We start from the raw sequence: 24,204 nt of genomic DNA, 5'->3' as shown, positions 1-24,204 counted from the left end.
CTCAAAGCTTTGCCCTTTCAGGCAAAAGCTCAATGCATTGAAGACATTGCAACACCTGTAGCAGGTGCAGATTTGGGTAACAAATTAGGAACATCACGCCACGCTTGGCGGATTTCATTCAATAAAGTATGAACTTCTTGCAATGCATCGAGGTCATTGCGAGCGTTCACGTGAACCAAGCGGCGTGTCACATAGCTGTACAACTCGTACAGGTTACGGGCCAGGTCGCCGCCTTTGTCCAAATCCAATGAGCCTTGTAAGCCCAAAACAATGCGGCCAGCGCGCATCAAGCTTTTGTTTTTGTCTTCAATAGAACCGCGCTGAATGTGACCTTTGGCAGTCACCAAGCTGTCAATCAGGCCATCAAAGAGCATCTGAATGAGTTCAACCTTATCGGCCACCAACGCCTGTGATGCGTGATTGCCTTCGCCGTAGCTCTCCATTGCCTTGAAATGTACTCGCATGATGTCTTGTTCCTTATGATCCTGACACAGCAGGAATCGGAGGGACACCAGGAAACTTGAGTCCAAAGGCTCAAATGAGTCATTTTTTTCCAGGAAAGACCAAGCCAGAGGGGCATTGGCCTTGACTGGGGAATGAAGGGCGGTCAAATTCATGACTTCACGCCCTTGGGTTTGGCCACATTGACAGGTTCGACCTTCAATGTACCGCGCAGTTTTTTAACCACGCCAGACAAAAGTTGGCTGACGCGTGACTCGGTCACACCCAGTACTTCGCCAATTTCTTTGAGGTTGAGCTCCTCAACGTAATACAAATTCATTAACAATTGGTCGCGCTCGGGCAAATCGGCAATGGCATCTGTCAGGGCGCCCATGAATTCTTCATGTTCGACGATGGCCTCGGGCTGCTGGGACGTATCAGTGGCAATGTTCATCACCTCTTCCGTCACCACTTCCATCGAGTAGGTTTCAAAACGACGCGCTTGCGTGCGCTCCTTGTGAAACAGCTCAATGTCTTTGCCCATGTAATCGGCCAATTCGGCTTGCGTGGGTGTTCGGCCCAACTCTGCGCCCAGTTCGTGAGTGGCTTCGCTGTGCGATTTGTTGATGGCCACTGCCGACCTTGGCAAGAAAGACAGGCGACGGACTTCGTCCAAAATAGCACCACGCACACGGCTGTGTGCAAAGTTTTCAAACTCAAGGCCCTTGACCGGATCGTAGGCACGGGCTGCTTCTAAAAGCCCAATCATGCCCACCTGAATGAGCTCATCGAGCTCCATAAAAGGCGGCAACCTCACCTTCAGGTGCAAAGCCACGCGCTTGACCATGCCCAAATGAGCCATGACCAGCGCTTCGCTGTTATTTTGAACCTGTTCGTAAAGGTGAGTTGATTTGGCCATGTTCTTTTAAGCTCTGGCGGTCACCAGGCGCTCCACAAAAAACTGCAAGCCACCCGAGGCTTCTTCGATGGGTTCGAGTTGGCGCACGGCTTCAGCCAAACGCCTAAAGTCACGTGCGCCAGCACTTCCAGGCGCAAATTCGGCAACAGGTTGGTATTTTTTGAGGGCGGCCAAAATAAGCTCATCATTTTCAATAGAGCCCAAGTAGCGAACCGTGCGATTTAAAAATCGCGCGCAAACTTGGTTGATGCGCTCAAACAATTGATAACCTTCTTGGGCACTGGCCACGCCATTGGGAATGAGATAAATCTCATCCAAACCATGGTCTTGAATGAGCACCTTGATGGTGGCATAGGCATCGGCAATAGAGGACGGATCGTCACGGACCACCACAAATCGCCTTGAACACGCGGCCATGAAAGACAAGACTTCAGGCGAAATACCTGCCGCCATGTCGACGATCAAGAAGTCAATGTCATCGTCGAGTGCACTGAAAGCACGAACGATGTTGGCAGCTTGCATCTCACCCAAGGCCGCCATTTCCTGAATGCCGGACGCACCGGGCACCAGCTTCACGCCCTGTCGGGTGGTGACAATGATTTCAGCCAAGGTTTTTTCGCCACTCAAGAAATGACTCAAGTTATACGGGCAGCGGCATCCCAAAGCAATTTGGGCATTGGCCAGGCTCATATCGGCGTCAAACAACATGACGCGGTGACCCATGGCCTGCAAAGCAACGGCCAGGTTCACAGAGACCGTGGTTTTACCCACCCCTCCTTTGCCACTGGCGATGCCAATGACTTGGGTACTTTTTGCTTTATCCATGAAGCTCACTTTGAGGGATTTCGACAGACCAATTGGGGCGGCTCAAACCCATCTCATGGGTAAGCGGCTCGTTGGCGGCTTCCACCTCAACGAGCTCTGCTTCTACCTTAGCAGAATTTATGACTGCCTCGATCATGTCATCCTTTGAAAATTCAGAGGGTGGCGTCAGTTGCGCCATAGCAATGTTGACCAATTTCTTCAGGCCAGAAGACTTCAGGCCATCCATGACCCGGTCAGAACTGCCGCCTGCAGAAACCACACATTGAGCGCCTTCAGCGATCAAAAATTGTATCAGTGGCCAAGGCGAATTTGACTCGTCTAGCTTGCTGATCATGAGACTTTGCCATTTCAGTTGTGATTTCAGCATGATGCGGGACAAAGTCACACCTGAAGAATCGGCGGGAACCACCGCGTGCAAGCCAGCTGCAGGGCACACACTCACAATTTCTTGCAAACGCTCGGCCATTTGCACACCGGGCGTATCGATCAAAACCAAACGACGGGGCGACAACTCATTCAACAAGACCTTGAGGGTCTCTTCATCGGCAGCGCGGAAACAATCCACACCCAGTTGTGCACACAAGACTTGCGTTTGCGCCCAAGCACCTGCACGCATGTCGTGATAACTCACCACAGCCACATATTCGGGGCCATAGTTCAGCGCACCTTGCTGGGCTGCCTTGGCAGTCATCAAGGTTTTGCCTGAACCCGACAAGCCAGCCAACACATGCACACCCCGGTTTGGGAAACCTTCTTGAGGGCGCTCTAAATTGTGCGTTAGCTGGGACTTGATGTTCTCCAGAGCGCGGTCCAAGGAAGGCTGCTCACGCAAACCTTCTTGCAACAATGCACGCAATCCGGTGGGCACGGCAGCTTCAGTCATGGCTTCGACCAATGGCTGAATGTGTGCGGGCCAATATTGGTTCATCTGCCAGCTGGCAGTTTGTTGGCTGAGCCTGAATTCTTGGCGCAATGCGGCCAATTCTTCGCGCACCAAACTGACTATTTCTTGACTGCGAACTTGCTCGCGGCCTTGTGTCAAAATTTGCTCGGTGCTTTCCGCTTGAGCCACATTCACTGCTTTTGACTCTTTCAAAGCTTGGGGTTTCAAGACTTGGTGCAACTGATCGATAAAAGGCGCGGCTGCTGTTGATTTGCTGGCTTCTGGCTTGCGCTTCAACAACACATCCTCAGTGGTGGCGGTAACTTGTGCGTCCAATTTCTCTTCCAGCAACTCTTCTGCAGAAGCTTCTGCCACATCCAATGCCACGATCAGTTCAGTTTGACCTTCGACTCGGTGATTCGAGATGATCAGCACATCGGGGCCATACAAAGCCATCGCCTTTTCAGTCGCGCTGCGTGTATCTTGAGCAAGTATGCGTTTGAGTTCCATGGCGTTTATCTCTCGGTCAATCTGCGGGTTAATTCTTTAAATACTTGTGAATTCAGTGATGTCTTTAGCGGGTCTCAGCGTGAACGGTGTGAACCACTTTCACAGTCTGGTCATCTGGAATTTCGCTGTAAGACAACAAAGTCAAATCGTTCACACGATATCGCACAGCTTTGGACAACCAAGGGCGAATCACAGGGGACACCACCAACACGGCGGGGTGACCCATTTCTTCGACGGCACGTGCGCCATCGCGCAAGGCACCAAACAATCGCTCGGCCAAACCGGGTTCCATGGCTATGCTTTGACCTGGAGCGGTTTGTTGCAAGATGTTGTGAATCAGTTGCTCAAGGCCAGGGTCCAAGGTCATGACTGACAAACCATTGCTGTCATCGACCAAACTTTGAACAATCATGCGGCCCAACTTAGGACGTACCAAGGAAGTCAATTGATCAGGCTCTTGGGTGCGGCTGGCCACTTCGGTCAATGTTTCGGCAATGCTGCGCATGTCCCTAATAGACACAGACTCGCTCAACAAGTTTTGCAAGGTGCGTGTCACCACGCCCAAAGACAACTTGCCTGGCACCAAATCTTCAACCAACTTGGGCGACTTGGCAGCCAACTTGTCTAACAACTGCTGAACTTCATCATGGCTGAGCAAATCGGAGGCGTTATCGCGCAAGACTTTGTTCAAGTGTGTGGCTACAGCCGTGCTGGCGTCCACCACGGTATAGCCCAATGTGCGGGCCAGATCACGCTGCGAGGGATCAATCCAAACAGCGTCCAAACCAAATGCGGGCTCTTGTGTGGCTTGGCCTTCCAAAGGTCCATAGACTTGACCTGGATTGATGGCCAATTCTTTGCCCACTCTAATTTGACCTTTACCGCGAACCACCCCCTTCAACACGATGTGATACGCATCAGGATCAATGGTCAGGGCATCGCGAATGCGCACAGGTTGAACCAAAAAGCCCAATTCGGCCGACAATTTTTTACGAACACCCTTCACACGGCTCATCAACTGACCGCCGGTTTCTGGGTTCACCAAGGGAATTAAACCGTAACCAATTTCAAGGCCAATCAAGTCCACTTGATCGACATCGTCCCAATCCAATTCTTTGGGCTCTTCCAATGCAGCCTGCGCCGCTTGCTCCGCAGGCGTACCAACAACGGGCGCCGCTTGCTTCTGCGTGATGCGATAGGCCAAGGCCGCACTGGCCAAAGCCAAAGTAATGAACACCAAGTGAGGCATGCCGGGCACCAGACCCAAAATAGCCAAAATACCCGCCGACATGTACAAAGCAGTGGGGTTGGACAATTGGGAAGTTGCTTGTTCCGTCATCGACTCAGAAGTGGTCACGCGGGTCACAATGATGGCGGTGGCCAGCGACAAGAACAAAGAAGGAATTTGAGCGACCAAGCCATCACCAATGGTCAGCAAGGTATAAATACGGCCCGCCTCAGACAATGACAAGCCGTGTTGCGCAACGCCAATGGTCAGGCCACCAATCAAGTTAATGACCAAAATAAGTAAGCCAGCTACTGCGTCGCCGGACACAAACTTAGAGGCACCGTCCATCGAACCGAAGAAGTCAGATTCTTGAGAAAGTTCTTCGCGGCGCTTTTTGGCGGTTTCTTGGTCAATCACACCGGCGTTCAAGTCGGCGTCAATCGACATTTGTTTTCCGGGCATGGCATCCAAGGTAAATCTTGCATTCACTTCAGACACACGACCTGCACCCTTGGTCACCACAATGAAGTTGATGATCATCAAAATGGCGAAGATGATGAAACCGACCACGTAGTTGCCACCGATCACGAACTCACCAAAAGCAGCCACCACCTTACCCGCAGCCTCATGGCCTTCGTGGCCGTTAACCAAAATGACACGGGTAGAAGCCACGTTCAGGCCCAAACGGAGCATGGTGGCAAACAACAAAACAGAGGGGAAAGATGAAAACTCGAGAGGCTTGCGGGTGCCAATGGCAATCATGATGATGAGCAAGCTGCAGGCAATATTGAACGTGAACAGGATGTCCAACATCAATGCAGGCAGTGGCACCACCAACATGGCCATGATCAACAACACCATCGCGGGCAAGCCCAGGCCGGTGTAATCAAATTTGGACAGGTTCTGTCGAACCGCTGACAGGGTCAAGGTGCTCATGGTTGGCCTAAGTGGCTGTTCAGAGGGTTAAAACAATCAAACTGCATGGTTTTCTTCCATAGTTCAGCTTGTTGAGCAAAGTCCATGCCATGTGGAATCCCGACACCAAGTTCCAATCGATGGATCTGCAGCCAGCGGCAAGGTCTGACCTGTCACGGATATTGCTAATACAAGGCATGCCCGACCTGAAAACCGGGACGACAACATCAAACTGAAGATGGAAAAACCATGGATGCCAACCTCAATTTTTTGACCCCTGCTAGCTCGCAACCCTCATCAATAGGGGCTCCCAGCGGATCTGGGGGTCTAGACCCGAACCTCGCCAAGCCCATGAGTGGGCAGGAATTTGCGGGTGTCATGCGGGACCTGATGGCCAAAGGCGAACGGCAAGACGTTGCCGGAACGGCCACGGGCACACCCTTGGATGCCGGCGCCAATGCCCTCCAGACCTTGGCCTTGGGCAACCAATTTGCGGTCATTACAACAGCCACCCCCCTGCCAGATTCATCTAGCTTGGCGCAGTTTGCTCGGGCTCAGGGTTTGAGTGAATCTGCTGTGCAAGCCTTGTTTGGCGATATGCCTGTGCAAAGCCCCGCGGTCGACAACCCAGCCATGAGCTTGTCAAACATGGGCATGGCGGGCTTTACCTTGCCCCTCAACCCACTGACCAATCCTCTCCAGCAAACCAGTCCCACCGACATCAGCACGCTCACCCTGATGCCGGGTGCCGCGGCTCAAGGCTGGGCACAAGCGCGCACCAGCGGTTCCGCTGTATCTGAACTCCTGCAAGCCGCAGGCGCCACAGGCGTCATCCAGTCCATCACAGGACCCGGTTTGGGATCCGCCACAGGCGTCATCCAGTCCATCACAGGCCCCAGTTTGGCAGCCGCCACGGGCATCATCCAGTCCATCACTGGACCCGGTTTGGGAGCCGCCCCAAGCAATGCCTTGGGCAGCCCTGACCAACTGGCTGAAATAGCCCCTGAACTTGGCCCGCTAGACGCCATGCGCATGCGCATGGTTCCTGGCTGGGAAAATATAACCCGCCAATTGGCCCAAATGAAGGGCACCGACCAAGCCGCTGCTTGGGGGCAACTCACTGCCAACTTATTAAGTAGCAAAGCCTTGGGCGAGACTGCCAAGGAAATTGCCTTGGATCTGGGCGCCGACGATCCAGATTTGATGGCCGCCCTGGATGCCATGAAAGACAGTTCTGGCCAACCCAGCGTCTTGCCTTCTGATTCAGCCCGCAACACTGCCGCTAGCGGCGCCTTGGGCGCGGCTGCCACCAGTGCGGCTTTGGCCAACCCAGGCTTGACCGACCGAGCGGCTCAAATTCAAGATTTGGCCGATAAACTCGGAAAAGCGATGGGGGAAAGACTCCAAGAACAGCTGGAACGTGGAGAATGGAAGCTACAACTCAAGCTGAATCCCGCTCATTTAGGCAAAATTGATGTGGAGTTGGACATGGGTACCAGTGGTTTAGACGCCGTTTTCAAAACTGACAACCCGTTAACGCGAGAACTCATTGCACAAGGCATGCCCAAATTAAAAGACAGTCTTTCACAAACAGGCATGACTGTTGCTAATGTCTGGGTGAACAGTGAAAACCAGCGTGAGTCTGGCGGAAACTCGACACCTCGTCAACAAAACGGATCGGACCAAGGCGTCCAGACCGCTGTGAATGAAGTGTCAGCCACAGAATCACGAGTGAAAGATCTCCGATCTTCCAATGCTTGGGATACGCTGGCTTGAGAAGTTAACTGAATACGTCCGGTATACCGGTGTAAATTTGTTTATATAGAGGTGCCCTATGGCCACAGCAGCAGCAGCAGAAGAACCAGAAGTCGCAGAAGAGCCGAAAAAGAAGAAACCCATTGTCCTGATCATTGGCGGTGTGGTTGGCTTGATCGTCCTCATAGTGGGCATTGTGTTGGGCACGCTCTATTTCACGGGCTATTTCGCTCCCAAGCCTGTGGTTGATGAACATGCGGCAGAAGCAGCTGCGGACGGCCATGGCGATAAAAAAGACGACAAAAAACCTGGCAAGAAAGCCAAAGATTCGCCAGAACTCACTCGCTTTGAATACACCTACATGCAAGTGGAGCGCGAATTTTTGGTCAACATCAGTGGCTCTAAAAAAGTCATGTCGGTCCAAATTGCTGTCATGACCCACTACGACGATCGCGTTTTTGAAAACGTCAAGAAACATGACTTTGCCATTCGCTCTGCGGTGATGGACGTGATGCGCTTGACCACCGATGCAGATTTGGTCAAACCCGAATTTCGCAAAGATTTGGCCGTCAAGATTCGCGATGCCATCAACACTTTGCTTGAAAAGTACGAAGACTTTGGCGGCATTGAAGAAGTTCATTTCACCAACTTCATCGTGCAATAAACCCAAAGCATCATTGCCTCATTGAATTCATTAGATTGTTAGAGTTTCATGGCCACTTCATTATTAACACCTGACGAACTCTCTGCCTTGGCAGAGGGCGTGATGGATGGTTCGATTCCAGTTGACACTGGCTTCAACACCGCCGCACGGGTGAAGAAGCACGACCTGGCCAGCGAAGACAGCAGCTTGGGGGTGAACATCACCTCGATCGACATGATCAACGAGCGCTTCATTCGCACCTTCCGCTTGGGCTTGGTCGAAATGCTGCGCACCAGCCCCAAGGTCAACCCCAATCAGGTTGAGATTGTTCGGTTTGGAGATTACCTCAAAAGCTTGAAGGCGCCTTTGTCGGTCAATGTGGTTCGCATGAACCCTTTGCGCGGCAACTCCATTGTGGTCATTGACCCCACTGTGGTCTTTAGCTCACTCGACAGTTTCTTTGGTGGCTTTGGCAAAGGTGTTGGCAATCTGCCACCGGGCCGTTTGTTTACACCTACCGAGTCACGCATCATCACCATGATTTTGGAAGTCTTTTTCAAATCATTGACAGATGCATGGTCGGCTGTATTGCCTGTTGATTTTGAATTGGTCAGCTCCGAGATCAACCCTCAGTTTGCGCAAATTGCCGACGAGAACGATTTGGTCATCCTGACGCGCTTTGAAGCCGAAGGCAACCAGAACACCCAAGGTTTCATCGACTTGGTTTACCCCTATGCCTCCTTGAAACCCATTCGCGAATTGCTGCGCAGCCGCGTGCAATCGGGCGATGGCAACGAAGAATCCGACAAACAATGGCGCGAAGAATTGGAAGATGCTGTCGACAGCGCCAGTTTGGAAGGGCGCGTGTTGTTGGGTAGCATTGAGTCTTCATTTGGCGAAATTGAAGCCATGAAAGAAGGCGACGTGTTGTTCTTCAAGAAACCCGAATTGGCCCGCTTGTTGGTCAACGGACTGCCAGCTTTTGATGTTCAAGTAGGCACCATTGGCGCACAAACCGCTGTTCAAATTGAACGGGCTTGTATTCCAGGTATGCAATAAATTTTCAGGAAATCGACATGACCGACACCACCACTCCCGAAGCAGCCATCGAAAACGAAGCGGCTCAACGCCAAATCAACCCCGAGGTTTTGCAAAACATCAGTGTGACGCTGTCCATTGAAGTGGGCCGCGCCATGATCAAAATTCGCGACCTGATGCGCCTGACACAAGGTAGCGTGGTCGAGCTTGACCGCATTGCTGGTGAGCCCCTCGACTTGTTGGTCAACAACACGGTTGTCGCCCAAGGCGAGATTGTGTTGGTCAACGACCGTTATGGCGTTCGCCTCACCCGCGTAGCGCCCGCATCAGAACGCATGAAGAACCTTTAAACTTCAGGCTTCTGAACGACAAGAAAAGAGCACACCATGGCATCCGGTTTAGGCACCGCCGACTTGTTTCGCATGCTCGGCAGTTTTGCCTTGGTGTTGGCCCTCATGGCAGCCCTGTTGTGGGCTCTGCGCAAATTGCAAACGCGCATGAGCACCCAAAACACGGGCAAGCGAATGCAAATCATTGAATCCTTAAGCGTAGGTCCCCGCCAAAAATTTGCGTTGTTGCGCGTTGGCGAACACGAGGTGTTGGTAGGCATCACCCCCACGCAAATGACTTCGCTGGCTCAGTGGCCGGCAGAGATTTCTAGTGCGGCAAATCTTCACGCAACCCCATCCGCCACCGGAGAAACGCATGTTGCGTAAATTGTTAAACAAACCTTTTGTCTTGGCCAGTGTCATTGTGGCGCTGACCTTCTTGGCATTGCCCTTGGTCTCCTCTGCCCAAGGCATTCCCATGGTGAACGTCACAGGCGGCCCCAAAGGCCAACAGCAATACAGTCTGTCGCTGCAATTGCTGGCCTTGATGACATCGCTCACCTTGCTGCCATCTTTCTTGCTCATGATGACGGCATTTGTGCGCATCATCATTGTGTTGTCCATCTTGCGCCAAGCGCTGGGTACGGGTCAAACACCGCCCAACACCGTGTTGGTGGGCCTGTCTTTGTTCTTGACCTTGTTCATCATGTCGCCCGTTTTCAATGACGTCTACAACAATGCCGTCATGCCTTACATGCAAAAAGGCATGGCCTTTGACAAAGCCTTGGCCGCTGCCGAAGAGCCCATTCGCAATTTCATGATGAAGCAAACGCGCGAAGACGACATTGGCTTGTTCATGCAAATGGCCAACAAAGGCGAACCCGCCAATGCTGCAGCCGTGCCATTTTCAACCTTGGTGCCTGCATTCATTACGTCTGAATTGAAGAGCGCTTTCACCATTGGCTTTTTGATTTACATCCCCTTTGTGGTCATTGACCTCATTGTGGCCAGCGTGTTGATGTCAATGGGCATGATGATGCTCTCGCCCATGATGATTTCGATGCCCTTCAAACTCATGCTGTTTGTGTTGGTAGACGGATGGAGCCTCATTTTGGGTTCACTGGCCGCCAGCTTTGCGACTTAATTAGGAGCTGCTTGATGGACACCGCTACCGTTGTTGATTTGGGTCGCCAAGCGCTTTGGATGACCGTTCTCATTTCAGCCCCCCTGTTGGGCGTGGCTTTGTTTGTGGGCTTGCTGATTGGTATTTTGCAAGCAGCCACTTCCATCAATGAAGCCACCTTGAGCTTCATTCCCAAATTGGCCGCACTGGCCATCACTTTGGCGGTGGTGGGCGGCTGGCAACTCAACACCTTGGTCGATTACACACGCGCCATTTTCCAGCGCATACCGGGCTTGTTTACCTGATGGACATCGCAGTCACCGAACTGATGGAGCGCTTTTATGGGCTCATCTGGCCGATGCTGCGAATCTCGGCCCTGTTGGTGGCCGCCCCTATTTTTTCATTGCGCGCACTGAATTTGCGCATTCGCATTGTTTTGGCCATGGCGCTCACCTGGCTGGTTTACCCCATGCATGAATGGCCACAAATTGATCCGTTGTCAGCCCCTGGTCTGATGGAAATTTGCAACCAACTCATGATTGGTTTACTGATGGGTCTCATGCTCCAAGTGGTGACAGCTGCCATTGTGGTGGCGGGTCAATCGATTGCCAATGCCATTGGTTTGTCCATGGCCACCATGATTGATCCCAACATGGGCAACGTGCCTGTGATTTCCCAATTTTTGTTGGTCATGGCCACGCTCATTTTTGTAGGCTTGGGCGGCCATGCGCTCTTGCTCAATTTGGTGGTGGAGAGTTTTACCAGCCTACCCATTGGCAGCAACCTCATGAGCACCGAAGCCATGAAGCAAGTCATTGCCTGGAGCTCTATGCTGTTTTTGGGTGCGCTGCTAACAGCGCTGCCAGTCATGGTGGCCTTGTTGTTCATCAACATTGGTTTAGGGGTGGCTACCCGTGCGGCACCCAGTTTGAATATTTTCTCTGTCGGCTTTCCAGCCATGGTGTTTGCCGGTTTTGGTGTGCTCATGTTGGCCTTGCCCAACATCGGCGCGCGCATTCAATGGTTGTGGATGCAGGGCTTTTTCCAAGTCCGCGCCTTGGTTGGCATTAGCTGAGGGGCTACAAGCATGGCTGAAGAATCAGGCGCAGAAAAGACCGAAGACCCGACGGCGCGAAAACTTCGCAACGCCCGAGAAGAAGGCCAAGTTGCACGCTCGGTAGAACTCCCAGCTGCTGCTGTCACGATTGGTGCCGTCTTGGTCATGTTCATGATGGGCGGCTACTGGATGAAACAAGTGGCCGAAATTTTTGCATCAGGCTTTAAGTTTGATCGCAAAACTTTGGACAACCCCGATCTCATGGTGACAGCTTTTGCCCACCACTTGGGCCAAAGCTTTTTACTGATTGTGCCGGTGCTCATGGTGACCGCCATCTTGGCTATTCTGTCCAGCGGTGCCACGGGTGGCTATTTATTTTCACTTAAAAGTATCTTACCCAATTTTGGCAAGCTCAGCTTAATATCTGGCTTTGGTCGCATGTTTGGCGCTCGTGCCGCCATTGAATTGCTCAAAGCCATTTTGAAATTCACCTTGGTGACCACCGTGTTGTGGGCGCTTGTCAGCCGGCAAATGGACCAGATGATGCAATTGGGTCAAATGGCCGTTGAGCCTGCGCTCACGGCAGCGGGTTGGATGATTGCTGAATCAGCACTGTGGCTGTCACTCAGCTTGTTGGTCATCGCCCTCATTGATGCGCCCTACCAACGCTACTCCTTCATCAAGCGCATGCGCATGACCAAGCAAGAAGTGAAAGACGAGATGAAGGACATGGAGGGACGTCCTGAAGTCAAGCAACAAATTAGAAGACGTCAGCGCGAGATGGCCAACAACCGCATGCTGCAAAAAGTCAAAGATGCCGATGTCGTCATTACCAACCCCGAGCACTTTGCGGTTGCCTTGTCTTACGACCCCACCGGCGATGGCGCACCTATTTTGTTAGCCAAAGGCTCGGACCACATGGCTGCTCGCATTCGAGAAGAAGCGCAACTTCACGGTGTGGAAATGTTTGCTGCGCCGCCATTGGCGCGTGCGCTTTATTTCAGCACCGAAGTCGACTACCCTGTCCCTGAGTCTTTGTATTTGGCAGTGGCCCAAGTCATTGCCTATATTTTCAGCTTGGCCGATGTTCGTCCTGGGGTTGATCCCATGCCGAAGCCAAGTCCCAAAGTGCCTGCATCCATGCAGTTTGATGCCAACGGTAAATTGATGACCTCATAAGGTCTAGAAAGTCAGGATCACTATGAGTGAAAACAAACACCCCGAAGAGCCGTTGATCATCAAGTCAGATCGACCCCACACGGTCAGCATGCCTGAAGGCACCAATGTGGCCGTTGGCAAAAAAGGCGAAGCCTTGGAGCCCTCTGTTCGAAAAGTGATGGCAGATGCAGACGAGCACCCAGTTGAGCACTTGGTCATGGATGGCGGGGTTAGCAAGTCTCCCGACCAAAACAAAGACATCAACGCACACGATCCAAATTTCAAAGGCTACAAAGACGCCGCAGAAATGCCAGACCGCTTTGTGTCCAACGAAAAACAGGCGGCCATTCCAGCGCCCGTTCGCAAGCCCATTGATGTCACCAAGTTAGACAGCATTCTCAGCCCTCAAGAGAAGCCAGTTAGTGCCGATGCTGTAGAAAGTAAAGCTGAAATTGCAGCGCCTGCTGCCGATGAACCGGTTGTAGGCTTTGGCCCGGGGCCAGAAATGGATTTTCCAGCGCGCGTCATTAATATCAAAATCGAGAACGATCAGTTGCGTGCGCGCCTGGACGCTCTTGAGTAAAGGAACTCACCATGAGTACTCAACCCACCACTGGCGGGCACGATCACGGCCATCACGATGCGCACGAAGATCACCACGATCATGCAGCGCACGCGGCGGCGGCTGCCCCTCTCAGCGACAACGACGAGCTAGAAGGCGTCAAAATGTTGGCGCTCGAGTCGGCCGAGCTGGCCACGCGCTCCGCCAATTTGGCTGTGGGTGCTGGCGAAAACATGAAAAAGGCCACGCACAATCTAGAAGACTTGATGAAGCTCAACCGCAAACAGCACATCATCATGCTGGCTGTTGCGGGTGGTTTGATGGTCGTTGTGGCAGCGGTTTTTGCAGCCATGACCATCAGTTTAAAGTCACGCCTTAACCAAATGGACACCATGATTGGGGCCTTAAGTAAACGCGTGACAGAGCTGGATACTTCGATGGAGTTGGTTGGCTCTGTGAATGAGGGCTTGCAAGAGATGGTGTCCAAGCAAGACGACATCACCAAGATGCAAACCTCCTTGGAGGCACGTCTTAACGATGCCATTAAAAATACCGAAAGCGTGCCCGAAAAAACTGCGCAGCAAGTGGGCGAAAAAGGTCAAGTTTTGGCCGCACAAATTAAATCTCTCGAGGGTCGCTTTGCGCAGCAGTCCAGAGCGCTTGAAGCATTGGGCGGCAAAATGAATGGCCTTCAGGGTGCTGTGGGCGAAACCGGCGCCTTCAAGAAAGAAATGGAAACCTTGGCCAGACTGCAACGCGAACGCCAAGCTGCAGAAAACGCTGCAGCAGCTGCGGCAGCGGCACGCGCAGCGGCAGCAGCCAACAACGCCAACACCATTTCTTCTGCGCAAGCCAAGCAAAAAGAGAAAATGGTTCAATACCCAAGGGCTCAGCAAGAGACCACACCTGCAGGCGCCAGTGGCATATTGAGTAGCAAACCCTGATGTAAATCGCCAAAAGCAGCTTGCCAAGCTGCTTTTTTTATGCCGCTTTGTCGGGCTCTGCGTTGGCCACGGGCAAGGTGCCCTGCCTGAGGTCGTATTTATTGAGCTTTTCTATCAGGGTGGTGCGCTGCAAATTGAGCAAGCGCGCCGTTTGCGACACGTTGCCATCTGTGCGGTTCAGCGCCTGAAGAATCAAATCGCGCTCAATGTCGGCCAGTCGGTCTTTGAGCGACAGGCCTTCGGGCGGCAAGCTGGGCAGACCTTGTGCCAACATGATGATGTCTTGTACTTCGTTGTGCATGTCCATGGCCATAGTGGGCGAGGGATTGGCAAAAGGATTCATGACTTCGGCATTGGCACTCTGATGCAAATCATGGTTGCTGATGGGCGCCACAATTTCCAAGGAATCAATCAGGGGTGTGGTCACGCGCTCGGCTTGCAACACGCGCAAACCTTTGGGCAACAAAGAAGAAGGTACTGTGGCCAAGGTTAAGGTTTGGCCGTTGAACAAGGTGTTGAAGCGATCGACTAAATTGGACAATTCACGCACATTGCCAGGCCATGAATAATCTTTGAGCGCCTCCATAAAGTCGACAGCAAAGCTAATGGGCGTCTGACCTTTGGCAGCAAAGTATTCTGCAAAATGCGTGAGCAAGGCTGGCACATCTTGCGCGCGTTGGCGCAATGCTGGTGTATTCAACGGCAACACATTGAGCCGGTAATACAAATCTTCTCTGAACCGCCCGGCTTCAATTTCGGCTTCCAAATCGCGGTGCGTCGCTGCCACTACCCGCACATCCACTTCCACAGATTTCAAAGCGCCGACAGGGTCTACCGTGCGCTCTTGTAAAACACGCAACAACTTGACTTGCATGTCCAAAGACAAATCACCGATCTCGTCCAAGAAAATGGTGCCGCCGTGGGCCAGTTCGAAGCGCCCAATACGGTCGGCCATGGCCCCCGTAAAGGCGCCCTTTCGATGACCAAACAATTCACTTTCTAGCAAATCTTTGGGAATGGCCGCGCAATTGATGGGCACAAAATTTCCGCCACATCGGTCGGACTGGTCGTGCAGCGCACGAGCCACCAACTCTTTGCCCGTTCCACTTTCCCCGGTGATAAGCACCGTGGCATTTGAAGAAGCCACGCGCTCGATCAAATGCCGAATGGCTTCGGCACTAGGGCTGGCGCCAATAAAGGCTTTGGAAGGACTCTTTTTAGCCATGGTGCAATTGAATGGGGGGGCTTTTTTGAATCAAGACACAACTGTATTGCAAATTTGCCCATAATTTTCTATAAATGTCGGGAAACCGTCAGATGGCATCGCCTTTTCACAACAGGACCCTCAGATTGGCTCAAGCTTCTCAAGTTGATGCCGAATCAGAGGTTGAAGGACCTCGTGTCCCCTCCCTCAACAAGGAAAGCCCATGAAACGCATCACCTCACTCTGCTTGATGGTTGGACTGGTCGCCCTCACAGGCTGCAAATCCATCAACTTGTCTGTTTCTAAAACAGAATCCGACGCCAAACTTATCAGCCCACCCCTGGTTGAAAAGCGCGAAACCATTTCAGCCACAGGCTATGCCGTGGTGACCGTGCAAAACCACAAGAATCCAGCGCAGCAGCGCCTGATGGCCATTCGCGCCTCCAAATTGGACGCCTATCGCAACCTGACCGAACAGGTCTATGGTCAGCAATTGGACGCCAGTTCCACCGTGGCCGACATGATTGTCACCAACGACACCTTCCGAACCAAAGTGGAAGGCATCATTTATGGTGCGCGTTTGGTCAGCATCACGCCCGTGGGTGAAGACACCTACGAAACCACACTGTCTTTAGACCGTGATGTAGTTCAAGACTTGCGCGTCTTGTACATGAGCCAATTGGGCTTAAAAGGTCGTTGATCATGAACTTGTTCAAAACCACCTTCAAAACTTCGGCATGGAACCTGAGCATTTGCTTGGGCGTTTGGGCCGGTTTTGCAGCGCCCGGTTTTGCGCAAGGTGCTGACGCACCCATGACCGCCCAAGAGCGCTTGGACGCCATTCGACTCAGCTTGGTTGAAAAGTCTCTGCAAACGCCCACCAAAGTGATCACCACCAGCTGGATTGATGGCAACGGCAGTTTGCGTGAAAGCAGCTCGTTTAAAAATGGCATGGAAGTTCGCGGCGTTCGTGTTCTGTCTTACACCCGCGATACCACAGGCATGCCCAAGGCCAACCTGCAAAATTCAACCAAAGAGGGGCTGAGCGGCGCCAAGGAAGTACAAGCCACTTCGCCTTGGAGTTCGCTCAAAGAATTCAGTTTTAAAAATCTTCTGCAGAAATTAAAGCAAGCCAGTGCTGCGCCAGCAGAATTGCCTTCTGCACGAATGTGCACGCCGCAAGTGACCACGTCCATGAACCAATTGGTCAGTTTGGACCTCGACATCGACATGTCATCCAACCCCGTGGTGTTGAGCACTGTGCTGGCCAGTTTTCAATCGCAGTGGGTTGACACGGGCATTGCCAATGCAGCACAAGGCGACGTGAAAGCTTGGCGTGCGGTTAACAATTTACCGCCCCCTTCGATGGCCAACAAGATGACCACGTATGAGCGTGCGTTGGTCAGCAACCGTCCTGCTTCATTGCCCTGGCAAGCCAAAGTCAAAATCAGAACTGAAGTGCTGTCAGCACAAACACTTGAAGTTCCGTACTTTTACAAACATCCCAGCTTGGCCTTGACCATTGACTTTGAGTTGGTTGGTAACGAAGGGCAATCCGCCAAATTCGAAGACCACTTTACTTTGGCCCTTGATTTGGTTCGCCCTGAATGGGCGCCTGCCAAGCTGAGCAGCGACAGCCGTGAATTGATTGAATCGCAACTTCAAACCTGGCGAACAGAAGCTGAGCAATGGTTAAGCTGCCAACAAAACTTACCAGCTGTCACTGCCATCAACGGCAAACAACTCGAAATCAATGCGGGTAGTTTGGCTGGCATGAAAAAAGGCGATGAATTTTTAATCGCCAACCCCGCGCGCTTTCCTTCACAGTTGGCAGGCAAAGATGGCGCGCCACAAACTTTGTTGGCCAGAGTGCAAACCGTGACGCCATTTAATTCTCAGCTGGTGGTTTTGGCCGGTCCCGTTCAATTGGCGCAAGCCAACTGGCGTGCGTGGCCCACAGAAACCCTTCTGAAAGAACCCGCTGTTCAACCTGCCAATGCAGGCTTCAACAATCGTGAAGCCAACATCGCTAAACGATCCACTAAACCTATGATGACTTCAAGCGCTAGCTCGGGTCCATCCCCTTACTGATGAAAAAGAGTTTGTCATGACACATGCACCAAGCTTTGCCCAAACTTTCTGGGCCGCCCGTAAAACCTTCGTACTCACAGCTGTGTCGTGTGTGCTGTCATGTTCTGCCATGGCATCAGATGCGACTGAAGACAAACCTGCAGTCTCACCAACCTACACAGTGCCGCAAAGCACACCCGTCGACAAAGTTATTCAAACTGTTTATGCCAATAGCCCACTCAACACGGCGGTGTTGAGAAAAGTTTTGGTAGAAGCCAACCCAAAAGTCATTACTGGTAATCCACAACAACGTGTCAAAGCTGGCACCACCCTTGCCGTGCCAGACCATGCACAAGTGGTGAAAAAAATATTGGCGCCGCACATGGCGGCTGCCGCAGAAACACAAGAATCCGGCCCCTTAGCCCGCGACCTTCCGGCTCGCAGGCAATGGGTCCGGTTCCCTTGATTTCTGGGGCCGAGGCGTACTTAGCGCCCGGCCGAGTTCACCCCATCTATCTAGAAGGAAAGCTGCCAATTCTGCAGACCACCACGGCGGCTGAATTGGGTCTGCGTGAGGGGCAAGTGGTCCAGGCTTCTGTCAAGCTAGAACACGATCAACCCATGCTGATGCTGCAAGGCAAAACCTTGCCTGCACTGGGTTTGCAAACGTCTCAGGTGGGTGAGTCCATTTGGCTGCGAGCACAAGGCGGCGTATTGGTTCCCGTGAACCAACAGCCTTTGGTCTCGCGCATTGCCAACTTGCTTTATCGGCCTGAAGTCAATGCCGTGTTACCCCAAATTTTGCAGCCGGGCACGCTCGATGCCTTGCTCAGCAAAATTCAGCGACCAGACATGCAAGCGCAGTGGCGAGGCATGCAACTTTCTATGGCGCAACTCACGCCAGCTGCGTTGCAGCAAGCCATGATGGGCGCCATGGGTTCAGAAGTTTGGTTGGCCAGGGGCATGCAGCCGCCCGCACAAGATCCCAAGCAACTTCTCAGAAAGCTCATTGCCGAATTGAGCATTTCGAGTACCGATGAATCTGCAGACACGGACACCAGCATCATTGAACGACTGACCCAAGCGGTGGACGACATCGAAGCCAGCCAAGTCAAGTCTGTGCAAGCACAAGCGCAACAAGAAGTTTTGTTCAGCATGGTCTTGCCTTTTGCAGATTCCAACCCTGTTGAGCTAACCGTGCGTCGCGGCCCGCGCCAAGAAGGCGAGCAGCCTGTATTGACTGTCAATGTGCATTCCAAAACAGAAGATTTGGGGCCGGTGTGGCTCAAAACACAATTGATGAATGCCCAACAAATTGAACTGACCATGTGGGCCGAGCAAGCCCTTGTGGTTGAGCAAGCCAGATCTCGCTCTTATTTGCTGGGCGATGAACTGCGCGCTGCAGGCCTTAACATGCGTGCATTCAATGTGATTCACGGTAGCAGGCCTGCAGAGCCGACTGACTGGACGCCCTCAGGCCGCGGCTTGGTGGTGGATGTGTCCGCATGAGCCGTTACATGCGTCAAGCTGTTGCGCTGGCTTATGGCAAGCACCCTATTCCCGTTGTCACCGCCAAAGGTGACGACGATTTGGCCATGCGCATGCTAGAAGAAGCGCGCAAACAAGGTGTGTTTATTTCAGAAGATCCGCAACTCTTGGCGCTGCTGAGCCGGCTAGATGTCGATCAAGAAATTCCACAAGAGCTTTACACCGCAGTGGCGGTGGTCTTGTCTTGGGTGTATTGGCTCAAGGGCATGCGCCCTGGTGATGAAAAGGTAGCGCCAGAAGAAATGCCGACCGAGCCTTAAATCCAAGTGGACAATCAAACTTCTTGGTAACCACGGCCGCGGCTAAAGCGCGCCACTTGACCCAGACGGTCATACACCTCAACGGGGCTACCAGAATCGCCCACACGCAAACTGTGAAGTGCGCCGCGAATGGTGTCGAGTTTGCGTTCAATGAGAACCGCATTGCGCCTGTGCAAGTCACGGCATTCAATGAGTTTCTCGCGCAGCGCTTCCCACTCGGGTAATTGTTGAAGATCTTCAGAGGATGGGCACAGTTCAGCCAACTGTGCCAACAAAACATTTTTTCCAGGCTGCAATGATTCGAACCGGTCCAGATCTTGGCTCTTGAGTGCTTCGAACTCTAAAGCCAACAGCTGGACCAGCTGATCAGAAACTGATAGTGCCTGCTCACTCACGAATCATTTGCTCGATGGCGTGGAAACTCTCGGCAATTTTGCGGGGGTTCAAAGGATACTGACCGTCTTGAATGGCTTGCTTGATCGACTCTACTTTGACACGGTCAAAATCGGGTTCGGCCATGGCACGCGCCGCCACATTGCTCAAGCGCAATTCATCGGGGCCAGGTGCTTTGGCACTGACAGTAGGAGCGGCCGTTTCGGCAGGCGCACTGCTAGAGCCACTTTTACGGTTCACTTTATCCAATGCGCTGCGCAGCGACGCGTCCGACTGGGCGCGCTGTCCATAATTTGAAATTGCATCGGTCATAGCTGACTCACTTTCTGGTTCTTTCGCACATCAACCCACACTTTAGGGGGTTGGACATGCTCAGTATCGACAGTAGATTCTAGAACTTGAATCATTTTTTGGAAATATTTGAGGTTTTGTGGCAAAAAACAGCACATTTTGCGCACCTCAGAGGCCTTTGGCCGAATTGGGCCCTGTCACGATGCCCGAAACCTGCTTGCCTGAATCTGGGTTTTTGAGCTTCACTTGCTCTCCCATTCGGCCATCTTGCATGGCTTCCATCCTGACAGATATCTGAAAATTGGCCTTCTCACCCACCGTCAGCATCACCGATTGGCCTTGTTTGACCATGACGGCACGCCGAATATCGGAAATTCTCAAAGGCTGCCCAGCGGCAATGTCCCTGGTGAGTTCTGCCTGTTGGGCATCCTTCAAAGTACTCAGTAATTGGGTATCGGCATTGCCAGGGGAAGCTTGAACCTCTTCCAGCATATCGGCTTGCAAAATAGCGCCTCTTTGTAAGAGCCGCTTGGCAATGACCATCGTTTTCCCGCCTGAAGCAGGGTTCTTGGCTGCATTTGCAGGGTTAACTGCCCCGCCACTTGGCAATGTCACTTGTAAATAGAGTTGCCAAACAGGGTCTGGGCAACGCACCCGAACCGTCTCTTTAGACGAAAACGGATGGTCTACCAACAAAGGTTTTTGGCAGGACTGAACTTTCAATCGATCGTCTAAGGGGGCAATGACCACCTCTTTGGCGGTCACTCCGTGGCTTGCAGACAGCCATTGACGCACCTGCAAAGCCATGCTCTCGGTGGGTGAATTGGCCGATTGTGCCTGGCCGCTCAGGGGCGAGGCCAGCAAGAACAGCCAAAAAACCGTCAGGCACAGGATTTGCATCAAGGCTTGGGCAGGTGTAGATGTTTTGACACTTGGATTGAACATAACGTAGTTCATGCAATAAAGATGCCACCACCATGAGAGTTGAGTCAAATTTACCCAATGCCAATTTAGGCAAGGCGCCCACCACCACGGTGGCTTTGTCGCGCCCAGGTTTTGCGCAGGCCATGGACAAAGCCATTGACCAAGCATTGCCAGCTCAAGTCAAAATTATTCAGTCAGGCGAGACATTAACCAGCATCGTCCGCGAGCAAGCCCAGCAACAAGGTGTCAAATTAAGCCCCTCAGAAGAGTTTAGATGGACCCAAGCTTTGGCAGCCGACAGCGGCATCAAAAATCCAAACGCCATTTTCCCGGGCCAACGACTTCAAATGCAGAACATGTTGGCGTCGTGGCAGGCTGGACAAACTCAGCCCAACAACTTGGCCAGCCACAATTCATCCGCCAATGGCCTAACGACCCAAACAGGTCAACCGAGCCAGTCAGCCACGGCCACAGGGGTGGCCAACCCCAAAGCGAGTACCGTTTCTGGATTGCCAAAAGGCACCTACATCAACGCTGTAGCGCATCCAGTGCTCAGCCAAACTTTGGACCGTGCCGTCTCAAGAGGCTTTATCCCAAAAGTTGAAAAACAAGATGTCTACAACAAAGTCTTGCAAGTTGCCAACAAACACAATTTTTCGCCCGATGACTTTGCCCGCTTAACCCTGATGGAAAGCGACGGCATGAACCCACAAGCGTCCAATAATCGATGCCACGGCATCATTCAATTTTGCGATGGCCCTGCCCGCGGCGCCGCCGAGGTGGGCTTTGGCAAAGCACCCAAGCAAATATTGGGCTTGAGTGTTTATCAACAACTGCACTTGGTGGATACCTACTTTGAGAAGGCGGGCCTTAAAAAAGAGAGTCCTGTTCCCTTAGACGAACTCTACTTGGCCGTTTTACATCCCGCTGCGCGCGGCGAAAAGCGTCCTGAAGAACCTTTGGGCATTCCAGGCAAGCAAGCCAAGTACTTGTACGAAGGCCGTGACCCACAAGCGCCCATGACACGCGCTTCAATTACGCAAGGTTTGATGCAAAACGCGGTTGATCGTTTGGGTTTCAGCAGTTTCAAGCACAACCAGCCTGGCGCACAGAGCAACAACGCTGTTAGCAACGCGATCAACCAAGCCCTGAATCCAGCTCAAGACCCGACAGCCAATGCAGCCGCACGGGCTCGTTTGCAAGTTCAAAAGGCAGCCGATTACGACGCACTCGAAGCGCCCAAAGTTTGGCTTCGCTGATTTGATTCTTTGCGCCACGTTCAAGGCTGCTTGGTGTCTTTGAAATTCGCATTCATAGAAAGCGGCAAGGGTTTGCCGCTTTTCTATTTGCGTACAAATGCTTTCAAGGCCCACGCCTAAACCCTTGTCTCGCCTGACAAATCAAGTCACTTGCCCGTCAAAAACCCATCGAAAAACGGCAAGAAAAGCATGGCACGGCTCTTGCAATCGAAGTCATTGCGGAGAACTTTAATTCTTCGGGCTGTCGGTAAACCGGCAATTTTATGAACGCGAAGGAAGCCACATCATGAACATGATTGACAACGCTCTGGGTGTACACGCTCAAGCCTTGGGATTGCGCAGCAAGCGCATGGAAGTGCTCGCGCGCAACATTGCCAATGCCGACACCCCTCACTACAAAGCCAAGGACATTGATTTCAGATCGGTCCTTAAACAAACGCGTGAAGACGCGTTGAACACCACCAGCCGCTCACACATGGCCATACCGATGGAAGAGAACGAAGCTGGTGAGAAGTTTCGTGTGCCCTTCAATGCGGCCTTCGACGGTAACACCGTTGAATTGAACGTGGAACAAGCCAAGTTTGGTCAGATTGCAGCCGACTACCAAACCACTTTGAACATTCTTGAAAATCGCGTCAGCGGTATTCGTCGTGCCTTGCGTGGAGATTAATAACCATGTCACTTGATCGCATATTTAACATCGCTGGTTCTGCGCTCAATGCGCAAACCACCCGCATGAACACCACCGCCTCCAACTTGGCCAACGCGGGCACAGTGACCGGCAACGAAGCTGAAGCTTTCCGTGGCAAGCGCCCTTTGTTCAAGACCATCATGGAAGGCCAACAAAAGGCCCATGAACAAGGTTATGCAGGCGGTGTGCGTGTTGAAAAAATCATGGACGACACAGCGCCCATTCGAAAAATGCAAGAGCCTGGCAACCCTATGGCCGACAAAGATGGCTATGTGTATTTGGCCAACGTCAACGAGATGACCGAAATGGTTGAAATGATGGCCGCGGCTCGCTCCTACCAAAACAATGTGGAAGTGGTGAACACCACGCGTCAGATGTTGATGCGCACCATCGACATCATCAAAACTTGATTTGTAAAAAACACAAATCAACGATCAGGAAACTTCCATTATGTTCTTATCAGCCAACAACACCGGATTGAATGCAGCGGCCAACGCGGTCAATTCAGGCAAAACAATCAACGCCCCCGCCGGCATCAAAACCACGACACAAGCTGCACAAGAAGCTTTGACGGCCAAGTCAGATACTTCAAGCGGCATGGGTCAAAAAGACTTTTTGACCTTGTTCACCACACAGTTGAAATGCCAAGATCCATTGGACCCCGTGAAAAACGAGGCCTTCGTGGCACAGCTGGCGCAGTTCTCTCAACTGGAAGCCACCACCGGCATGGCCGACACACTGAAAGCTTATGTCGACAGCATGGCTGGCGAACGCATGATGAGCAGCACCAGCATGATTGGCAAAACAGTGGCAGCCCCTGGCGCCCCCGCCATCATTTCTCAAGGCGGTCGCCCCGCACAAGGTTTTGTGAGCTTGCCTACTGGCGCCGAAGGCGTGAAGTTGGAAGTGTTCAACGACAAAGGTCAGTTGGTCACCAGCCAAGTCATGGGCGCTCAAAGCATTGGCGACATGCCCTTCTATTGGGATGGCACCAGCTCCACGGGTAACAAGGTACCTGATGGCGCCTACACCTTCAAAGCTTCAGTGACCAGCCAAGGCAAAACCACCACCCCCGTTGTAAATGTTTTGTCCACAGTCACCGGCGTGAATCAACAGGCCGACAAAACCATCTTGCTAGAAGTAGCCGGTGGCAAGTCCGTCAAGCTGATCGATGTTCAACGCATTGGCTCTTAAGTGCTGACATTGAATTTACAGAATATTTAAATCTTTTCAC

29 protein-coding genes are annotated in these 24,204 nt (G+C 52.3%); 20 read left to right on the top strand and 9 right to left on the bottom strand.

Annotated features, from left to right (window positions below):
• Positions 1-29 precede the first annotated feature (29 nt).
• The 5 genes from fliS to flhA form a co-directional block, all read right to left on the bottom strand.
• Positions 30-464: a flagellar export chaperone FliS gene (gene fliS, locus AMM03_RS07980; protein WP_090130789.1), complete on the bottom strand. Its 435-nt coding sequence runs from the start codon at positions 462-464 to the stop codon at positions 30-32.
• Between the two features lie 149 nt (positions 465-613).
• The gene (gene fliA / locus AMM03_RS07975; RefSeq protein ID WP_090130189.1) at positions 614-1,360 is read right to left on the bottom strand and encodes an RNA polymerase sigma factor FliA; all 747 of its coding nucleotides are present in this window, start codon (positions 1,358-1,360) and stop codon (positions 614-616) included.
• Between the two features lie 6 nt (positions 1,361-1,366).
• Positions 1,367-2,185 carry a MinD/ParA family protein gene (locus tag AMM03_RS07970; RefSeq protein ID WP_090130188.1) on the bottom strand — a complete coding sequence of 273 codons (819 nt, stop codon included), beginning with the start codon at positions 2,183-2,185 and terminating at the stop codon, positions 1,367-1,369.
• Positions 2,178-3,578, bottom strand: a complete 1,401-nt coding sequence (locus AMM03_RS07965; RefSeq protein ID WP_090130186.1) for a flagellar biosynthesis protein FlhF — start codon at positions 3,576-3,578, stop codon at positions 2,178-2,180. Before AMM03_RS07965 ends, AMM03_RS07970 begins: the two co-directional genes overlap by 8 nt.
• Before the next feature lie 64 nt (positions 3,579-3,642).
• On the bottom strand, positions 3,643-5,742 hold the full coding sequence (flhA, locus tag AMM03_RS07960) for a flagellar biosynthesis protein FlhA (protein WP_090130184.1): 2,100 nt from the start codon (positions 5,740-5,742) through the stop codon (positions 3,643-3,645).
• A 330-nt stretch (positions 5,743-6,072) separates the two neighbouring features.
• On the opposite strand from flhA, the gene AMM03_RS07955 reads away from it, so the two are divergent.
• Genes AMM03_RS07955 through AMM03_RS07905 form a run of 11 tightly spaced genes read left to right on the top strand, consistent with a single transcriptional unit; the run spans position 6,073 to position 14,330 of the window.
• Positions 6,073-7,497: a flagellar hook-length control protein FliK gene (locus tag AMM03_RS07955; protein WP_194942822.1), complete on the top strand. Its 1,425-nt coding sequence runs from the start codon at positions 6,073-6,075 to the stop codon at positions 7,495-7,497.
• A gap of 58 nt (positions 7,498-7,555) precedes the next feature.
• Positions 7,556-8,140, top strand: a complete 585-nt coding sequence (gene fliL, locus AMM03_RS07950; RefSeq protein WP_090130181.1) for a flagellar basal body-associated FliL family protein — start codon at positions 7,556-7,558, stop codon at positions 8,138-8,140.
• 48 nt (positions 8,141-8,188) lie between these two features.
• Positions 8,189-9,178 carry a flagellar motor switch protein FliM gene (fliM, locus tag AMM03_RS07945; protein WP_090130180.1) on the top strand — a complete coding sequence of 330 codons (990 nt, stop codon included), beginning with the start codon at positions 8,189-8,191 and terminating at the stop codon, positions 9,176-9,178.
• A 17-nt stretch (positions 9,179-9,195) separates the two neighbouring features.
• Positions 9,196-9,507, top strand: coding sequence for a flagellar motor switch protein FliN (gene fliN, locus AMM03_RS07940; protein ID WP_090130179.1), 312 nt, complete (start codon positions 9,196-9,198; stop codon positions 9,505-9,507).
• A 36-nt stretch (positions 9,508-9,543) separates the two neighbouring features.
• Positions 9,544-9,873, top strand: a complete 330-nt coding sequence (fliO, locus tag AMM03_RS07935) for a flagellar biosynthetic protein FliO (protein ID WP_090130177.1) — start codon at positions 9,544-9,546, stop codon at positions 9,871-9,873.
• Positions 9,863-10,630, top strand: coding sequence for a flagellar type III secretion system pore protein FliP (gene fliP / locus AMM03_RS07930; protein ID WP_090130175.1), 768 nt, complete (start codon positions 9,863-9,865; stop codon positions 10,628-10,630). The genes fliO and fliP overlap by 11 nt, the downstream gene beginning before the upstream one ends.
• Positions 10,631-10,644: 14 nt before the next feature.
• Positions 10,645-10,914 carry a flagellar biosynthesis protein FliQ gene (fliQ, locus tag AMM03_RS07925; protein ID WP_090130173.1) on the top strand — a complete coding sequence of 90 codons (270 nt, stop codon included), beginning with the start codon at positions 10,645-10,647 and terminating at the stop codon, positions 10,912-10,914.
• A complete protein-coding gene (fliR, locus tag AMM03_RS07920; protein ID WP_090130171.1) occupies positions 10,914-11,684 on the top strand; it encodes a flagellar biosynthetic protein FliR in 771 nt (256 codons plus the stop codon). The genes fliQ and fliR overlap by 1 nt, the downstream gene beginning before the upstream one ends.
• A gap of 12 nt (positions 11,685-11,696) precedes the next feature.
• Entirely contained in the window at positions 11,697-12,845 is a 1,149-nt protein-coding gene (gene flhB / locus AMM03_RS07915; RefSeq protein WP_090130169.1) for a flagellar biosynthesis protein FlhB, read from the top strand.
• A gap of 22 nt (positions 12,846-12,867) precedes the next feature.
• Positions 12,868-13,407 carry a hypothetical protein gene (locus tag AMM03_RS07910; RefSeq protein ID WP_090130167.1) on the top strand — a complete coding sequence of 180 codons (540 nt, stop codon included), beginning with the start codon at positions 12,868-12,870 and terminating at the stop codon, positions 13,405-13,407.
• A gap of 11 nt (positions 13,408-13,418) precedes the next feature.
• Positions 13,419-14,330 (top strand): hypothetical protein, encoded by a 912-nt coding sequence (locus AMM03_RS07905; protein ID WP_090130165.1) that lies wholly within the window; start codon positions 13,419-13,421, stop codon positions 14,328-14,330.
• A 37-nt stretch (positions 14,331-14,367) separates the two neighbouring features.
• Here AMM03_RS07905 and AMM03_RS07900 read toward each other — a convergent pair whose 3' ends face one another.
• Positions 14,368-15,555, bottom strand: a complete 1,188-nt coding sequence (locus tag AMM03_RS07900) for a sigma-54 interaction domain-containing protein (protein WP_090130163.1) — start codon at positions 15,553-15,555, stop codon at positions 14,368-14,370.
• Positions 15,556-15,757: 202 nt separating this feature from the next.
• On the opposite strand from AMM03_RS07900, the gene AMM03_RS07895 reads away from it, so the two are divergent.
• The 5 genes from AMM03_RS07895 to AMM03_RS07875 are packed head-to-tail and all read left to right on the top strand — an operon-like array spanning position 15,758 to position 19,412.
• Positions 15,758-16,234: an LPP20 family lipoprotein gene (locus tag AMM03_RS07895; protein ID WP_090130161.1), complete on the top strand. Its 477-nt coding sequence runs from the start codon at positions 15,758-15,760 to the stop codon at positions 16,232-16,234.
• 2 nt (positions 16,235-16,236) lie between these two features.
• Positions 16,237-17,625, top strand: a complete 1,389-nt coding sequence (locus tag AMM03_RS07890) for a hypothetical protein (protein ID WP_090130159.1) — start codon at positions 16,237-16,239, stop codon at positions 17,623-17,625.
• A gap of 16 nt (positions 17,626-17,641) precedes the next feature.
• Positions 17,642-18,070 carry a hypothetical protein gene (locus tag AMM03_RS07885; protein WP_090130157.1) on the top strand — a complete coding sequence of 143 codons (429 nt, stop codon included), beginning with the start codon at positions 17,642-17,644 and terminating at the stop codon, positions 18,068-18,070.
• Positions 18,052-19,113 carry a hypothetical protein gene (locus AMM03_RS07880; protein ID WP_090130155.1) on the top strand — a complete coding sequence of 354 codons (1,062 nt, stop codon included), beginning with the start codon at positions 18,052-18,054 and terminating at the stop codon, positions 19,111-19,113. The genes AMM03_RS07885 and AMM03_RS07880 overlap by 19 nt, the downstream gene beginning before the upstream one ends.
• Positions 19,110-19,412 (top strand): EscU/YscU/HrcU family type III secretion system export apparatus switch protein, encoded by a 303-nt coding sequence (locus tag AMM03_RS07875; protein ID WP_090130153.1) that lies wholly within the window; start codon positions 19,110-19,112, stop codon positions 19,410-19,412. The genes AMM03_RS07880 and AMM03_RS07875 overlap by 4 nt, the downstream gene beginning before the upstream one ends.
• A gap of 14 nt (positions 19,413-19,426) precedes the next feature.
• On the opposite strand, the gene AMM03_RS07870 is transcribed toward AMM03_RS07875, so the two are convergent.
• From AMM03_RS07870 to flgA, 3 genes are all read right to left on the bottom strand, one after another.
• Positions 19,427-19,807 carry a hypothetical protein gene (locus AMM03_RS07870; RefSeq protein WP_090130151.1) on the bottom strand — a complete coding sequence of 127 codons (381 nt, stop codon included), beginning with the start codon at positions 19,805-19,807 and terminating at the stop codon, positions 19,427-19,429.
• Positions 19,800-20,117 carry a flagellar biosynthesis anti-sigma factor FlgM gene (gene flgM, locus AMM03_RS07865; protein ID WP_090130149.1) on the bottom strand — a complete coding sequence of 106 codons (318 nt, stop codon included), beginning with the start codon at positions 20,115-20,117 and terminating at the stop codon, positions 19,800-19,802. Before flgM ends, AMM03_RS07870 begins: the two co-directional genes overlap by 8 nt.
• Positions 20,118-20,264: 147 nt before the next feature.
• Positions 20,265-21,053 carry a flagellar basal body P-ring formation chaperone FlgA gene (gene flgA, locus AMM03_RS07860; RefSeq protein ID WP_194942821.1) on the bottom strand — a complete coding sequence of 263 codons (789 nt, stop codon included), beginning with the start codon at positions 21,051-21,053 and terminating at the stop codon, positions 20,265-20,267.
• A gap of 20 nt (positions 21,054-21,073) precedes the next feature.
• On the opposite strand from flgA, the gene AMM03_RS07855 reads away from it, so the two are divergent.
• The 4 genes from AMM03_RS07855 (at position 21,074) to AMM03_RS07840 (ending at position 24,164) form a co-directional block, all read left to right on the top strand.
• Positions 21,074-22,279, top strand: a complete 1,206-nt coding sequence (locus AMM03_RS07855) for a LysM peptidoglycan-binding domain-containing protein (RefSeq protein ID WP_194942820.1) — start codon at positions 21,074-21,076, stop codon at positions 22,277-22,279.
• A 286-nt stretch (positions 22,280-22,565) separates the two neighbouring features.
• Positions 22,566-22,949: a flagellar basal body rod protein FlgB gene (gene flgB, locus AMM03_RS07850; protein ID WP_090130144.1), complete on the top strand. Its 384-nt coding sequence runs from the start codon at positions 22,566-22,568 to the stop codon at positions 22,947-22,949.
• A 5-nt stretch (positions 22,950-22,954) separates the two neighbouring features.
• The gene (flgC, locus tag AMM03_RS07845) at positions 22,955-23,380 is read left to right on the top strand and encodes a flagellar basal body rod protein FlgC (protein ID WP_090130142.1); all 426 of its coding nucleotides are present in this window, start codon (positions 22,955-22,957) and stop codon (positions 23,378-23,380) included.
• Between the two features lie 40 nt (positions 23,381-23,420).
• Positions 23,421-24,164 (top strand): flagellar hook assembly protein FlgD, encoded by a 744-nt coding sequence (locus AMM03_RS07840; RefSeq protein ID WP_090130140.1) that lies wholly within the window; start codon positions 23,421-23,423, stop codon positions 24,162-24,164.
• Positions 24,165-24,204 lie beyond the last annotated feature (40 nt).

Source organism: Limnohabitans sp. Rim11 (assembly GCF_001269365.1).
In the GTDB taxonomy this organism is placed as follows: Bacteria; Pseudomonadota; Gammaproteobacteria; order Burkholderiales; family Burkholderiaceae_C; genus Limnohabitans_A.
Note: the sequence above shows the minus strand (reverse complement) of the source record. Positions and strands in the feature narration are given on the sequence as shown.

What these genes read in the sequence shown, in the direction of transcription:
- AMM03_RS07890 (WP_090130159.1), top strand. Translation starts at nt 16,237, where the DNA reads ATGAACTTGTTCAAAACCACCTTCAAAACTTCGGCATGGAACCTGAGC.
- flgM (WP_090130149.1), bottom strand. Translation starts at nt 20,117, where the DNA reads ATGACCGATGCAATTTCAAATTATGGACAGCGCGCCCAGTCGGACGCG.
- fliP (WP_090130175.1), top strand. Translation starts at nt 9,863, where the DNA reads ATGTTGCGTAAATTGTTAAACAAACCTTTTGTCTTGGCCAGTGTCATT.
- AMM03_RS07885 (WP_090130157.1), top strand. Translation starts at nt 17,642, where the DNA reads ATGACACATGCACCAAGCTTTGCCCAAACTTTCTGGGCCGCCCGTAAA.
- AMM03_RS07965 (WP_090130186.1), bottom strand. Translation starts at nt 3,578, where the DNA reads ATGGAACTCAAACGCATACTTGCTCAAGATACACGCAGCGCGACTGAA.
- fliS (WP_090130789.1), bottom strand. Translation starts at nt 464, where the DNA reads ATGCGAGTACATTTCAAGGCAATGGAGAGCTACGGCGAAGGCAATCAC.
- AMM03_RS07955 (WP_194942822.1), top strand. Translation starts at nt 6,073, where the DNA reads ATGAGTGGGCAGGAATTTGCGGGTGTCATGCGGGACCTGATGGCCAAA.
- fliO (WP_090130177.1), top strand. Translation starts at nt 9,544, where the DNA reads ATGGCATCCGGTTTAGGCACCGCCGACTTGTTTCGCATGCTCGGCAGT.
- AMM03_RS07900 (WP_090130163.1), bottom strand. Translation starts at nt 15,555, where the DNA reads ATGGCTAAAAAGAGTCCTTCCAAAGCCTTTATTGGCGCCAGCCCTAGT.
- flgA (WP_194942821.1), bottom strand. Translation starts at nt 21,053, where the DNA reads ATGAACTACGTTATGTTCAATCCAAGTGTCAAAACATCTACACCTGCC.
- AMM03_RS07905 (WP_090130165.1), top strand. Translation starts at nt 13,419, where the DNA reads ATGAGTACTCAACCCACCACTGGCGGGCACGATCACGGCCATCACGAT.
- flgC (WP_090130142.1), top strand. Translation starts at nt 22,955, where the DNA reads ATGTCACTTGATCGCATATTTAACATCGCTGGTTCTGCGCTCAATGCG.
- flhA (WP_090130184.1), bottom strand. Translation starts at nt 5,742, where the DNA reads ATGAGCACCTTGACCCTGTCAGCGGTTCGACAGAACCTGTCCAAATTT.
- AMM03_RS07875 (WP_090130153.1), top strand. Translation starts at nt 19,110, where the DNA reads ATGAGCCGTTACATGCGTCAAGCTGTTGCGCTGGCTTATGGCAAGCAC.
- AMM03_RS07895 (WP_090130161.1), top strand. Translation starts at nt 15,758, where the DNA reads ATGAAACGCATCACCTCACTCTGCTTGATGGTTGGACTGGTCGCCCTC.
- fliR (WP_090130171.1), top strand. Translation starts at nt 10,914, where the DNA reads ATGGACATCGCAGTCACCGAACTGATGGAGCGCTTTTATGGGCTCATC.
- AMM03_RS07840 (WP_090130140.1), top strand. Translation starts at nt 23,421, where the DNA reads ATGTTCTTATCAGCCAACAACACCGGATTGAATGCAGCGGCCAACGCG.
- AMM03_RS07880 (WP_090130155.1), top strand. Translation starts at nt 18,052, where the DNA reads ATGGGTCCGGTTCCCTTGATTTCTGGGGCCGAGGCGTACTTAGCGCCC.
- fliL (WP_090130181.1), top strand. Translation starts at nt 7,556, where the DNA reads ATGGCCACAGCAGCAGCAGCAGAAGAACCAGAAGTCGCAGAAGAGCCG.
- fliN (WP_090130179.1), top strand. Translation starts at nt 9,196, where the DNA reads ATGACCGACACCACCACTCCCGAAGCAGCCATCGAAAACGAAGCGGCT.
- flgB (WP_090130144.1), top strand. Translation starts at nt 22,566, where the DNA reads ATGAACATGATTGACAACGCTCTGGGTGTACACGCTCAAGCCTTGGGA.
- AMM03_RS07970 (WP_090130188.1), bottom strand. Translation starts at nt 2,185, where the DNA reads ATGGATAAAGCAAAAAGTACCCAAGTCATTGGCATCGCCAGTGGCAAA.
- AMM03_RS07910 (WP_090130167.1), top strand. Translation starts at nt 12,868, where the DNA reads ATGAGTGAAAACAAACACCCCGAAGAGCCGTTGATCATCAAGTCAGAT.
- flhB (WP_090130169.1), top strand. Translation starts at nt 11,697, where the DNA reads ATGGCTGAAGAATCAGGCGCAGAAAAGACCGAAGACCCGACGGCGCGA.
- fliM (WP_090130180.1), top strand. Translation starts at nt 8,189, where the DNA reads ATGGCCACTTCATTATTAACACCTGACGAACTCTCTGCCTTGGCAGAG.
- AMM03_RS07855 (WP_194942820.1), top strand. Translation starts at nt 21,074, where the DNA reads ATGAGAGTTGAGTCAAATTTACCCAATGCCAATTTAGGCAAGGCGCCC.
- fliQ (WP_090130173.1), top strand. Translation starts at nt 10,645, where the DNA reads ATGGACACCGCTACCGTTGTTGATTTGGGTCGCCAAGCGCTTTGGATG.
- fliA (WP_090130189.1), bottom strand. Translation starts at nt 1,360, where the DNA reads ATGGCCAAATCAACTCACCTTTACGAACAGGTTCAAAATAACAGCGAA.